This window comes from Paraburkholderia sediminicola, from assembly GCF_046030555.1.
GTDB classification, from domain to species: Bacteria; Pseudomonadota; Gammaproteobacteria; order Burkholderiales; family Burkholderiaceae; genus Paraburkholderia; species Paraburkholderia sediminicola_E.
Genome location: NZ_JAQQCH010000011.1, coordinates 140,785 through 153,929 on the forward strand (window position 1 = coordinate 140,785; position 13,145 = coordinate 153,929).

The 13,145-nt window shown below is 63.7% G+C and carries 10 protein-coding genes; 3 read left to right on the forward strand and 7 right to left on the reverse strand.

All coding sequences use genetic code 11. The annotated features are described in order from the left end of the window. Nucleotides 1-326: 326 nt before the first annotated feature. The 5 genes from PQQ52_RS17600 to purT form a co-directional block, all read right to left on the reverse strand. Nucleotides 327-1,763, reverse strand: a complete 1,437-nt coding sequence (locus PQQ52_RS17600; RefSeq protein ID WP_408213702.1) for an aldehyde dehydrogenase family protein — start codon at nucleotides 1,761-1,763, stop codon at nucleotides 327-329. A gap of 179 nt (nucleotides 1,764-1,942) precedes the next feature. After that, a complete protein-coding gene (locus tag PQQ52_RS17605) occupies nucleotides 1,943-3,595 on the reverse strand; it encodes an acetolactate synthase large subunit (RefSeq protein ID WP_408213704.1) in 1,653 nt (550 codons plus the stop codon). 283 nt (nucleotides 3,596-3,878) lie between these two features. Then, complete coding sequence (locus PQQ52_RS17610; protein ID WP_408213707.1) at nucleotides 3,879-4,247, reverse strand: MliC family protein; 369 nt, start codon at nucleotides 4,245-4,247, stop codon at nucleotides 3,879-3,881. A gap of 136 nt (nucleotides 4,248-4,383) precedes the next feature. After that, nucleotides 4,384-4,596: a DUF6726 family protein gene (locus PQQ52_RS17615; protein ID WP_325043618.1), complete on the reverse strand. Its 213-nt coding sequence runs from the start codon at nucleotides 4,594-4,596 to the stop codon at nucleotides 4,384-4,386. A 125-nt stretch (nucleotides 4,597-4,721) separates the two neighbouring features. Next, the gene (purT, locus tag PQQ52_RS17620; protein ID WP_408213709.1) at nucleotides 4,722-5,936 is read right to left on the reverse strand and encodes a formate-dependent phosphoribosylglycinamide formyltransferase; all 1,215 of its coding nucleotides are present in this window, start codon (nucleotides 5,934-5,936) and stop codon (nucleotides 4,722-4,724) included. Between the two features lie 276 nt (nucleotides 5,937-6,212). On the opposite strand from purT, the gene PQQ52_RS17625 reads away from it, so the two are divergent. Then, complete coding sequence (locus PQQ52_RS17625; protein ID WP_408213712.1) at nucleotides 6,213-6,752, forward strand: META domain-containing protein; 540 nt, start codon at nucleotides 6,213-6,215, stop codon at nucleotides 6,750-6,752. A 240-nt stretch (nucleotides 6,753-6,992) separates the two neighbouring features. Further along, nucleotides 6,993-10,721 (forward strand): DNA translocase FtsK, encoded by a 3,729-nt coding sequence (locus PQQ52_RS17630; protein WP_408213715.1) that lies wholly within the window; start codon nucleotides 6,993-6,995, stop codon nucleotides 10,719-10,721. A gap of 107 nt (nucleotides 10,722-10,828) precedes the next feature. On the opposite strand, the gene PQQ52_RS17635 is transcribed toward PQQ52_RS17630, so the two are convergent. Continuing rightward, the gene (locus tag PQQ52_RS17635; protein ID WP_459252556.1) at nucleotides 10,829-12,124 is read right to left on the reverse strand and encodes a lactonase family protein; all 1,296 of its coding nucleotides are present in this window, start codon (nucleotides 12,122-12,124) and stop codon (nucleotides 10,829-10,831) included. A gap of 282 nt (nucleotides 12,125-12,406) precedes the next feature. Here PQQ52_RS17635 and PQQ52_RS17640 point away from each other — a divergent pair, with 282 nt between their 5' ends. Next, the gene (locus PQQ52_RS17640; protein ID WP_007175701.1) at nucleotides 12,407-12,559 is read left to right on the forward strand and encodes a DUF3096 domain-containing protein; all 153 of its coding nucleotides are present in this window, start codon (nucleotides 12,407-12,409) and stop codon (nucleotides 12,557-12,559) included. A gap of 285 nt (nucleotides 12,560-12,844) precedes the next feature. Here PQQ52_RS17640 and PQQ52_RS17645 read toward each other — a convergent pair whose 3' ends face one another. Beyond that, complete coding sequence (locus PQQ52_RS17645; RefSeq protein WP_408213721.1) at nucleotides 12,845-13,090, reverse strand: hypothetical protein; 246 nt, start codon at nucleotides 13,088-13,090, stop codon at nucleotides 12,845-12,847. Nucleotides 13,091-13,145 lie beyond the last annotated feature (55 nt).

Here is a 13,145-nt window from a genome sequence, read left to right on the forward strand (position 1 = left end):
TGCGCTTGGCGCGGGTGCGCGCGGCAGCGGTCGGAACCGCAGAGGGCATCAGGATGAAGGCGGAGCCACGGCGTTCCGCACGGGACCCGTCAGTATTACGGGAAAAATGCGGCCGGCTCCGGCCGGCGGAAAACACCCGCCGGAAAGGCCGGTATTGTAGCACTTCAGCAAAAACACTCATGGCGCATCGGCCGGCTTTCTGCTTACGTGGGCGAAAGGCGGCCGGCGCGGGCGTCGCAAAGCTTCGGCAAATTGCCCAGAAGCCGCCCGCCGCCTCGCTGGCGAGCGTAGTTCGTTCACACGACAGTTGCGTGACAGGCTGTGCCTCACCACGTCTCGCGCATCACCATCAAGCGCATTTCGGTCATGTCCTCGATGGCATAGCGCACGCCCTCGCGCCCAAGTCCGGAGTCTTTCACGCCGCCATACGGCATGTTGTCGACCCGGAACGACGGCACGTCGTTGATCACCACGCCGCCCACTTCGAGTACATCCCACGCACGGTGCGCATGGGCGAGCGAATCGGTGAACACGCCGGCTTGCAGGCCGAAGTCACTGTCGTTGACGGTCGCCAGCGCGGCGTCGAAATCGTCGAAACGCTCCAGAATCGCCACCGGGCCGAAGGCCTCCTTGCGATACAGATCGGTGCCGCGCTTGACGCCTTCGAGCAGCGTGGCCTCGAACATCGCGCCTTCCACCTTGCCACCCGCGACGATCTTCGCGCCCGCCTGCACCGCGCTGTCCATCCAGCCAGCGAGGCGTTTGGACTCGGATTCGGAGATCATCGGCCCGACAAAGGTCTTTTCGTCTTTCGGGTCGCCCATGATCAGCGACTTCGTCTTGGCGATCAGCTTCTCGCGCAGGGCGTCGTAGACCTTTGCATGCACCAGAATCCGCTGCACGCCGATGCAACTTTGCCCCGACTGATAGAACGCGCCGAACGCCAGCCGGTCGACCACGTAATCGAGCTTCTCGCCCTGATCGCCGTCGACAATCGCCGCCGCGTTGCCGCCCAGCTCCAGAATCACCTTCTTCTTGCCGGCCTTTTTCTTCAGTTCCCAGCCCACCGCGGGCGAGCCGGTGAAGGAAAGCAGCTTGAAACGCTCGTCGGTGGTGAACAGATCGGCCCCGTCGCGATGCGCGGGAAGGATCGAGAATGCGCCTTTCGGCAAGTCGGTTTCCGCCAGAATCTCGCCCATGATCAAAGCGCCGACCGGCGTGCGGCTGGCCGGTTTCAACACAAACGGCACGCCCGCCGCGATCGCCGGCGCGACCTTGTGCGCGGTGAGGTTCAGCGGAAAATTGAACGGCGAGATAAACGAGCACGGACCGAGCGGCACGCGCTTCACATAGCCGTGATAGCCCTTCGCCCGCGGCGAAATCTCCAGATTGATGATCTCGCCGTCGATACGCACGGACTCTTCAGCCGCCACCTTGAAGGTATCGATCAGACGCGTGACCTCGCCTTTCGAGTCGTTGATCGGCTTGCCGGCTTCGATACACAGCGCGAGCGCCAACTCATCGTAACGCTCGCGAAAGCGCTTCACGCAATGTTCGAGCACGGCCTGGCGCTTGAACGGCGGGAAGGCGCGCAACGCGGGCATGGCGTCGACGGCATAGCCGATCGCTTTGTCGATTGCCGCCGCGTCCGCCATCGCTACACGGGTCGCCACTTCGCCGCTGAACTTGTCGGTGACTTCAAGATCGGTGTTGGCAGCCACCGCAACGTTCGCGAGGTAGTACGGGTAAGTCTTGTTCAACATGACGCGTTCTCCTTGATCCGATGCTTCATCAGCAGCATGCAACTAGCAAGGGCTATGCCCCGGCGCACCGCCTCGGCGGTTTCGCCGCCGCTCGCTTTCAGCGCGACATCCACGCCTTGCCGGCGCGAATGCGGCCAGCGTCCTGCCCGGCTGCTTCCCGTTGGCGCCAGAGCCGCCGTTCAAAGTTGTGCGCTCAAGCGCTTGATTTCGCGATTCAGCACGCGCTCGTTGTCCGAGTAGTCGATCGGCAGATCGATCACGTGCACGCCGGGCGTCACAAAACATTCGCGCAGCAACGGCGCGAACTCCGCGGCCGATTCAATGCGATGGCCCTTCGCACCGTAACTCTCTGCATAGGCGACGAAATCCGGATTGCTCAGCGTCATGCCGTAGTCCGGGAAGTTCATGTTCTCCTGCTTCCAGCGGATCATGCCGAACGCGTCGTCGCGCAAAATCGGGATCACCAGATCGAGCTTCAGACGCACCGCCGTCTCCAGCTCCTGAGAATTCATCATGAAACCGCCGTCGCCGCACACGGCCATAACCTTGCGGTCCGGGTGCACGATCTTGGTCGCGATGGCTGACGGCAAGCCGGCGCCCATCGACGCCAACGCGTTATCGAGCAGCAGCGAATTCGGTTCGTGCGCGCGGTAATAGCGCGCGAACCATATCTTGTACATGCCGTTGTCCAGACACACGATACCGTCCACCGGCGTGGTCTCGTAGACGTCGTTGACGATCCGTACCGGGTACATCGGGAAACGGTCGTCGTGCTGGCCTTTGACCAGATGCGCTTCGAAGTGCTGCTTGATCTCCTTGAAGCGCGTGAAGTCCCAATGCTCCTTCCGCTCCTTGAGACTTTCCTTGAGCTGCCACACCGCGTTGGCGATATCGCCCACCACTTCGATTTGCGGGAAATACACCGTATCGACTTCCGCGCCAAGAAAGTTGACGTGAATCACCGTCTTCTCGCCGGTGTCGCCACTGCGCATGAAGAATGGCGGCTTCTCGATCACGTCGTGGCCGACATTGATGATGCAATCCGCGTGGTCGATCGCGCGGTGCACGAAGTCGCCGTCGGACAAGGTGGCGTTGCCTAGCCACATCGGGTGCGATTCGTCGATCACGCCCTTGCCCATTTGCGTCGTAAAGAACGGAATGCCGATCTGGTCGACGAATTCGCGCAACATCTTGGTGGTGGTCTTGCGGTTGCCGCCCGCGCCGATCATCAGCAAGGGATGCTTCGCTTTCGTGATCGCCTCGACCGCGCGCGCCACAGCTTTTTCCTCGGCGACAGGACGGCGGCTGTAGCTCTTCGGAATCGGCTTGCCGTCGCCCTCTTCGTCCGCAACGTCTTCTGGCAGTTCGAGGTGCACGGCGCCGGGCCGCTCTTCTTCCGCCTGACGAACCGCCTCGCGCACCGCGGCCGGAATGTTGGCGATCGACACGATCTGCCGCGTGTACTTGGTAAGCGGCTCCATCATCCGCACCACGTCGACGATCTGGAAATGGCCCTGCTTGCTCGATTTGATCGGCTTTTGCCCGGTCACCATCAGCATCGGCATGCCGCCCAACTGCGCGTAGGCGGCAGCGGTCACGAAGTTGGTCGCGCCCGGCCCGAGGGTGGCCAGACACACGCCGGTGCGTCCGGTGAGGCGCCCATACGTGGCGGCCATGAACCCGGCTGCCTGTTCGTGACGCGTAAGAATCAGGCGAATTTTCGAGCGGCGCAACGACTCGAGCAGATCGAGATTTTCTTCACCGGGGATGCCAAACACGTACTCGACACCTTCGGCTTCCAGCGATTTGACGAACAGGTCCGATGCTTTCATGGAGGGTCTCGCTTGATGAAATGGACGCGGGCGACTAGCCCGCCCGTTGAGGTCCGAAAACGTACGATCGAAGACGACGACAGCCACGCGAACCGTGCGCGGGCCGGCATAACGGTCACAGCGGGGACAGCAGTAACAGCGGACACAGCGGATGCCATGCCGGACAGCTTACTACTCGAACGGAAAGGATGTGCGCAGGCGGGCAGCGGTGCGAGGCGGAAGCAGAGGCAGCGGTAAGGTGAGACAGGCGGCGGGGTATTTGAAGAAAGCCGCCGCATCATGCTCAGCGATTGATGGTGACGCAGTCGGACAGCATGGGCGGGGCGTTTTCGCCATCCGTCGCGTCGTACAGGTCGGCACGTGGGCCTTTGGTCCACCAGGTGTAGCTGCCGGCCTGATACTTCGCGCCGGAGGCCGATATCGTGTTGACGAACAGCAGTTGCTGGCCCTTTACAGGCACGAGCGCGAAGCTCTGGCCGTTTGCCGTGTTCCAGTAGGTCACTTGCAGAATCTTGCCGGTCGCGCAGGTGTATTTGTGCGTCTGGCGATTCTTCGCCTGGATCTCGGCGAGGTTCAATGGCGCGGCCCATGCATTACCGTACAGCGCCGCAAGACCCGCAGCCACAGTGACTGCAACAAGCCATTTCTTCATGAGATGCCTCGATCGTTGTTGCACATCAAGCACGGGCAGTGCGCCGTGCGCTGCGGCAGTGGTTACCGCAGTGGTTGCGGCGGGGTTGCATGTCCGGAACGCTCACGGACCCTTCGTGAATCGGTCGTGAATTGCTTTATGGATCAATCACGTTGGCGCACGCGTCAGTCGGCGCGGCGGCCACGTGCCCGACCAGCGGCACGATCTTCAAGCCAGCCGAAGCGACCCGGCAAGGCGCGGCGGCGAGGCCGCATCCTGTCATCCCGGCGCACAGCGCGAGCAGCACGCCAAGTGCGCCGAACCGGCCCAGCCTTCCAAGCCGCATGTTCTTGCGGGATCCCAGGGTCATACGCACCTCTACTTCAGCGAACTTCAATGAGCCGGGTTTCGCGCCCGGCGAGCTTGCGAGGCAAGCGACTATTTCATTGCATCTTCGACGCGCTGTAGTACGGCCAGACGCGTCTTCAACACGCGTTACTTCGTGGAAACCGGGCGCACCGCCGCCGCGGCCTGCTTCGCGCGCGAGCGGGCTTCGTCGATATTCTCGCCGGTGGCGAGCGCCACGCCCATGCGGCGTTTGACGAAACTCTCCGGCTTGCCGAAGAGCCGCAGATCCGCATTGGGCACGGCCAACGCCGCCGGAACACCTTCGAAAGCAATGCCCGCTTCGTCCAGACCGCCGTAAATCACCGCCGACGCACCCGGCGCCCGCAGCGACGTATCCACCGGCAAACCGAGAATCGCGCGCGCATGCAATTCGAACTCCGAGAAGCGTTGCGAGCACAGCGTGACGAGACCGGTATCGTGCGGACGCGGACTCACTTCCGAGAACCATACGTCATCGCCGCGCACGAAAAGTTCCACACCGAACAGGCCCCTGCCACCCAATGCCGCAGTGACCTTATGCGCCACGTCGCGCGACCGCTCGAGCGCGAGCGGGCTCATCGGCTGCGGCTGCCACGATTCGACGTAGTCGCCCGCCACCTGCACGTGGCCGATCGGGTCGCAGAAATACGTGCTGACTTCGCCGCTCGCCGGATCGATTGCGCGCACCGTCAGCTGGGTGATTTCGTACTCGAAGTCGATAAAACCTTCGACGATCACGCGGCCGTGATTCACGCGGCCGCCCGCCATCGCGTATTGCCAGGCGGGTTCGACATCCGCGTCGCTCTTCAGCACCGACTGCCCCTTGCCCGATGACGACATCACCGGTTTCACCACGCACGGATAGCCGACCTTGGCGATGCCCGCGCGCAGTTCGTCGAGTGAATCGGCGAATGCGTATGGCGAGGTCGGCAGGCCGAGCTCTTCCGCGGCCAGCCGGCGGATGCCTTCGCGGTTCATCGTGAGTTGCGTGGCGCGCGCGGTCGGGATCACTTCGGCGAGGCCGTCGGTTTCGATCGCGGCGAGCGCCTCGGTTGCGATCGCTTCGATCTCGGGGACGATCAGATGCGGGCGTTCCTGTTCGACCAGCGCGCGCAATGCGGCGCGGTCGGTCATGTCGATCACGTGCGAGCGATGCGCGACCTGATGGCCCGGCGCGTTCGGATAACGGTCGACGGCAATCACTTCGACGCCCAGCCGTTGCAGCGCGATGATCACCTCCTTGCCGAGTTCGCCGGCGCCGAGCAGCATGACGCGCGTGGCGGATTCAGAAAGAGGCGTGCCGATCCGTTGGCCGATCTGCATGAGGTCTCCAGATAAAAGTCGGATGAGGGTGGGATTGGGGAGAACACGATGTTAACATGCGCACCCCGATACGCACCCGATGCGCCGATGTCGCGGCCGCTCGCCGCACCTTGCTCACCGGGTTCGCGTTGCTATCTGTGCGTAAGGCGCGCAGAGGGCGCTACGGCGCCCTCTGCGACGCACGTGTTTAAGTCCGCTCTCACGCCGTTGCGCTCGCGTGCGGCGAGCTTAGTGCGTTACCCTTACGCCTTCGCCAGTTTGAAGAGGAACGACGCCATGCTCCAAAGCTCCTCCGCGCGACGTGTTGCGCGCTTCATCCCTTATGCGCGCACGGCCATCGCCGCGTTGAGCGTCGCCGCGCTTTGCAGCGCGTGCGCCATGCCGAAGCATCCCGACTCGGAAGCCGCACCGCCCGATCCGTTCAACCCGGCCGCCACCCAGTTGCTCGACGACACCAGTTGGGTACTCACCGGCTGGAAACAGGCCGACGGCACGGTGCGAGCGATTCCGTCCTCGGATCAGGGCGCGCCGATCACGCTCGTGCTCTCCACCGACAAAGGCCAGCGCCACGCCAGCGGTTTTTCCGGCTGTAATCGCTACATGGGCTCGTATGCGTTGAAAGATGGGAAGCTGAGCTTCGGCACGCTGGGCGGCACGCGCATGGCGTGCATGACGCCGGGCGGACAGATCGAAGGTGCGTATCTCAACGCGCTGACGCACATCGACCGCACCGGCGTGCAGATGCGCGCGCCGCAACAGATGCAGCTGGTGCTCGACAACGGCGATACGCTGACGTTCGACAGCAGCACCAAGTGACACATAGGCGGACCGATCCGCGGGCAGACAAGCGGGTGGCCGGCTGCAGCCGACGCTGCCCGCATGGCGCGCGCAGGCTATCGCAGCCGCCGTTGTTTTTCACCGACGGCAGGCCGCGCACCGGCCTGCTTTCCCATTTGGACGCAAGCATACTTGCGTCTGCCTTCGAAGCGTCGGGCTTCCCCGGTTAAACTCGACGGATTGCGTTTTTTGCGCGTTCGTCATTCGTTGATGTCTAGCATGCACACGGTAGTTTTCGGCTGGTTCGGCGGGTCAGCCGTCTGGTTCATTCCTCTTTTGTGGCGCCTCGTGAAGTCGGTGCTGCCAGGCGGCGCAGGTCTGCGCGGCCCCGGCACGATCCGCCTTTGGCTCGGCTTCGTCTGCGTGGTGGTGGCGAGCTGCACGCTGGAGGCGTCGCTGATCGGCGCGGCCGGCGTGAATGGCGTCGGCCATGCGCTGGCGGCGGCCTTCGGTCATCTGCTCGGTCATATCGGCACGCCGCTCGCGGCGCTCGCCCTGCTTGTAATCAGCCTGCCCTGGCTGATCGACTTCCGCTGGAGCGAAGTCGCCGTGTGGGCCGATGGCGCATTCGGCCTCGGCCTGTCACGCGGCCTCGCCAAACGCGATGAGGAAGCGCGCCGCCACCGGAGCGTCGACGACGGTTTGCCGTCGCACGTCTCGCCGTCCACCAATACGATGGCGCCTAAAAGCAATGGACGTTACGCGCGTCCAGCCGTCTGGCGACCGCCGGCGAGCGGTCGCGGCGCGTCTGCGGCTGGCGGCGTGGCCGGCGCTGGCAGCACCGCGGGCGCCGCTGCGGCCAGGGACGCGGCGGCGCGTGGTGCCGGGGCGAACTGGCGCGCAGGCGCAGTAAAAGCGCGCAGCCAGGCCGCGCAGGCGGAGCCGGTGCTGCGCACGTCCGCCGGGACGCTGCCGCGCCAGACGCCGCGGCAAGTGCCAACGCAGGCGCAGACACCGACACACTCGCTGAACACTGACAAGGCGGCATGGATGCCGGCCGAACCGGTTGCGCCGGCTGGATGGTTGCGTGAGCCGGCAACGGCGTCGCGCGCCCCAGTCTCCGCACCCGGTTCGACGGCGGGATCAGGAACGGCCGCGACTTCGGCTCGCGATGGTGCGTCACAGGTTGGCCGGCGCTCTGCTGGCGAGCAACGTCCAGTGGGATCGCCGACGTCCGGCTCGGGCATGACAGGTGTGGCGGGTGTCGCCGGTGCGGTCGCCGCATCGATGGCTGCGGGACAAGCAGCGCCCGCCGCGGCAGCAGCAGCAGCAGCGCGGACGTTGTCAGGTTTGGCCGCCGGTCCGGCGGCGAACGCCTCGGCTGATACGGGCCGCCCGTCGACGACCCAAAATTCAGCCGCCGGAGGTTTTCAGGGAAGTCGTTCTACGACGGCCCAGCAACCGTTCTCCTCCGCTTCGCGTGCGAACGCCAACGTCGCGCCGACGCAGCCAACGCGGCGTCCGACTTCGTTTAACGCGCCGGCACCCAGCTATACCCGGCCCATGGCCACAGCGCAGAAAGTCACGCCGCCGGCCAGCGTCCAGGAGACGCTCCGCAGCATCGCGGAAAATGCCGCACGCTGGACCGACATCGCCGGTGTCAGCCTCGCGCGCAGCAGCGGCGCGGAAAACACGTTGGTCACGGCACCGGCATCGACGCTCGCATCGGCATTGACACACGCGGATGCACCGACGGAGACGTTGGCACAACCTGGGGCACAAGCGGAAGCGCCAGAGAAGACGTCTGCACCAGCACCAGCCACGCAGCATGCGGCACCCGTGCCCACCCCCACGCCGTTTCAAATTTTCGCGGCCCAGTTGCAGTCGAGCGACGCGGAAACGAACTTGCCACCGTCCGTCGAAGACGAACCGACGCAACTCGCGAATCAGAGCAGCCATAGCAACGCAAACGCACCAGTTGAACGCGTGCAGCCGATCGGCGAGGCGGCGCCGATACATCACGCCGCGCCGCCATGGCACGTCGAGCGCGCGAGCGAAGCAGTTGCGCCAGTCGAAGCGGCAACGACGGACACCCCTGCCCTATCGGATGTATCGAACGTATCCGACGATTTGAACTCGTCGGACGCCCCGGACGCTTCGACCGTCGTCGCCGCAGTACCGCCGCAAAACGCCGCATCGCACGCGACGAATGTGGTTCGCTTCCCTAGCTTCGCAGTTCAGGCCGCCCCCGTGGCCTCCGCTACCGTCGTCAACGAACCCGCCGACGCGCTGGCGTACACACCGAACACACCACCCGCGCCCGGCGCAACTGCCGCGCTTGGCATCCCTACGACCCAAGCCGTACCACCCGCAGCCCACTTCGCAATCGAGCTGTCGGAGCCGACCGAGCCGCCGGAACCGACCGAGCCCGCGGAATCCACGGAGCCCGCCGAACCCATCGTTCAGCGCGCGCCGCTGCGCGGCCACAGCCCCGCCAACGGCTTCGAGTTCCGCGCGCCCGCGGCATCGAGGGTCGAATTGCCAACCCTCGACCTGCTCGCGCTCGCCGACACCGACGTCGAACCCGTTTCAGAAGAAGCACTTATCGAAACCGGTCTGCTGATCGAACAGCGTCTGCAGGAATTCAAGGTGCCGGTTACTGTGGTTGGTCATTCGGCCGGCCCGGTCATCACACGCTTCGAAGTCGAGCCGGCACTCGGCGTGCGCGGCAGTCAGATCGTCGGCCTGATGAAGGACCTGTCGCGCGGCCTCGGTCTTACGTCGATTCGCGTGGTCGAGACGATTCCCGGCAAGACCTGCATGGGTCTCGAGTTGCCGAACGCCAAGCGGCAAACGATCCGCCTGTCCGAAATTATCGAAGCAAGCGTCTATCAAAACTCGCATTCGCAGTTGACGCTGGCGATGGGTAAGGACATCACCGGACATCCGGTGGTCGCTGACCTGGCGAAAGCGCCGCACATGCTTGTGGCAGGCACGACGGGGTCGGGCAAGTCGGTGGCGATCAACGCCATGATCTGTTCGCTGCTCTTCAAGGCGACGCCTGAAGAAGTGCGGCTCATCATGATCGACCCGAAGATGCTGGAACTGTCGGTGTACGAAGGCATTCCGCATCTGCTCGCGCCGGTCGTCACCGATATGAAGCTGGCCGCCAACGCGCTGAACTGGTGCGTCGGCGAAATGGAAAAGCGCTATCGGCTCATGTCCGCGGTCGGCGTGCGCAACCTGGCCGGCTTCAACCAGAAGATTCGCGATACGGAAGCCAAGGGCAAGAAGCTCGGCAACCCGTTCTCGCTGACGCCGGAAGCACCCGAGCCGCTCGCGCCGCTGCCGCTGATCGTGGTGGTGATCGACGAGCTGGCCGACCTGATGATGGTCGCGGGCAAGAAGATCGAAGAGCTGATCGCGCGTCTCGCGCAGAAGGCGCGCGCCGCCGGTATTCACCTGATTCTGGCGACGCAGCGTCCGTCGGTGGACGTGATCACCGGCCTCATCAAGGCGAACATTCCGACGCGCGTGGCATTCCAGGTGTCGTCGAAAATCGACTCGCGCACGATTCTCGATCAGATGGGCGCCGAATCGCTGCTCGGTCAGGGCGACATGCTGTTCCTGCCGCCGGGCACGGGCTACCCGCAGCGTGTGCACGGCGCGTTTGTCGCCGACGAGGAAGTGCATCGGATCGTCGAGTATCTGAAGCAGTTCGGCGAACCGCAGTACGAAGAAGGCATTCTCGACGGCCCGGCCACCGAAGGCGCATCGCCCGACCTGTTCGGCGACACGCCGGATGCAGAAGCCGATCCGCTTTACGACGAAGCCGTTGCCTTCGTGGTGCGCACGCGGCGCGCGTCGATCTCGTCGGTACAACGGCAGTTGCGCATCGGATACAACCGCGCGGCACGCCTCGTCGAGCAGATGGAGACGGCGGGACTGGTGTCTGCAATGGGCATCAATGGCAGCCGTGAAGTGCTCGCGCCGGGACCGGCGGAATAAGCATGACGGGCCGGTAGCCGCCAACAAAAGCCAGACAAAAAAACGGGTCGCTCGAAGCGACCCGTTTCCTATTCAACTCGCGGATTCAGATCACCAGCAACCCCACCTCACGACGGCGACACCAGCTTGAAGTCCACCGGCGAATCGATGTCGATACGCTTCGGGTTCGCTTCGAGCAATCCGCTCTGCTGATCGCGCTTGAACACATACACCGAGCCGCTGTTCTGATTGCCGACGATCAGCCAGTTGCCGGTCGGGTCGATCGCGAATTCGCGCGGCGATTTGCCAAGGCTCGACTGGTGCCCGATCTTCTTCAGATGACCATTGGTGGGGTCGACCGAGAAGATCACGATATCGTTCGCGTCGCCACGATTCGACGCGTAGACGAAGCGCCCGTCCGGCGACAGATGGATCGCCGAGCCGCCCACGGCGCCCTTGAAGCCAGGCTCCGTCAACGAAAGCGTCTGCACCTGCGTGAGCTTGCCGTCGGCGTAATTGAAGGTAGTGACCGTGCCTGCCAGCTCACTCGTCAGATACGCATGCTTGCCGTCCGCACCGAACACCAGGTGACGCGGGCCCGTGCCTGCTTTCTCCTGGGTGTAACGCCAGTCGGTCGGGCCGAACAGGCCGCGGCTGCCGTCCGGGGTATAGCGGTACGAATACAGCTTGTCGGCACCCAGGTCTTGCGCGAACAGATAGTGGCCGTCCGGCGAGAACACGGTGGAGTGAACATGCGAGTTGTCCTGACGCCCCTTCACCGGACCACCGCCTTCATGATGCACCGTGAGCACCGACGCGCCCACCTGACCATCAGCCTGCAACGGGAACACCGCAAAGCTGCCGCCCGGATCGGCGGCCACCGAGTAGTTGGCCGTCAGCAGATATTTGCCGTCCGGCGACAGGCTCAGATAGCACGGGTCGTTACCATCCGACGAGACCTTGTTGAGAAAGGTCAGTTGGCCGCTCGCGGCGTCGAAGCGAAACGCGCTGATACCGCCGCGCTGCGTCGCCGGACCGTTGTCGCCAGGCAATTCGTTGACCGCATACACGAAGCGCCGGTCACGGCTCACCACCAGGTACGACGGGTTGACCGTCTGTGCAACCGACACGCGGGTCGCTTCGCCCGTCTTCGTGTCGAAGCGGTAGACATACACGCCCTCGCTCTTGCCGCCGGTGTAAGTGCCGACCAGCATGTCATAGACGCCGTCGGCGGGAACCGGGCCGGAATCTTGCGCAAACGCATGCGAAGCAACAATCGAGACCATGAGCACGAAACCTTTTATTATCGAGCGAGCGGAGCGCAGAGGCGTTGCCCGCGCGCCGCGCCATGAGGTGGATTGAGCAGTAGAAGGCGAAGGAGAGTTTGAAACGGCGTGCATTGCAGCCCGGTGACTACGAAGCATATGACCTCCTGGACATCGGTTATTCGGTTGATTCGGTTGTAATGGTGTCTCTGGTCTGCCGCGCAATCGGTCGAATTGTTTTATCGAGGCAAGTATAGAAGCGTTGCGTCGGATCATGCAGCGAATCCGGCTACAGGGATTCAGCCGTTCCGCGTTAGGCCGGGCCGCGATCGGCTGGACCCTGTCAGGCCAAGCCGCGTTCGGTTGCATGTGCAGTAATTGTCCCGCCTGGCGGGGTGTTTTTTCAACCGCATCTCATCCATCTCACACTACGGAGTCTTCATGAACGTCACACTCAGCCTGGGCCCGCTTGTTTCGCTAATCGCCGGCATTCTGATTCTCGTCATGCCGCGCCTGTTGAACTATATCGTCGCGCTCTATCTGATCATCATCGGCATCATTGGGATCTTCGGCGTGGGGTCGTCGCATTTCTGAGCGGCGACGGCAGTCAGCCATAGCAAGCAGCAAGGGACGAACGACCGGGTGCACTACAGGCCCGGTGCCGTCCCGCATGAACGCGGACGGACGTTGCGAGCAACGGGAGGAGCATCGACCACGGCTGTGGCGGTGCAACAGGTAACACAGCGAAGCAGCGAAACCGAATAGCAAGGCAACGCAAAGCGGAGCAGCGCAGCAAAGCGGTGTGCACGCAACAAGCCGCGTCAGACGCAAGTCAGCTGAGCAGCCGACGCTTGCGAAATAAACCCGCACAACAGACGGTCAGCCGTTCGAAAGCTGCTCCAGCCGCAAGCGCCCCTGCAACGACAATCCGCCGACGGCATAATGGCCGTCACCTCCCTGATGACGCCGGAAGCAGGCCCGTTCGATCAGAAAGGCCAGCGCGGTCTGCATGCCGTTGCGGCTCAGGCCCAGCCGGCCATGATCGAGCGGCAACATTGAATCGTCGGCCAGTTCGCTGGCGGCCGAGAGAATCGTGATGCAATCGGATTTCGACGGGTTCAGCATAGCTTGGATCCTCGAAAGCGGTGTGTGCATACGCCATGGGCCAGGCCGGGGCATG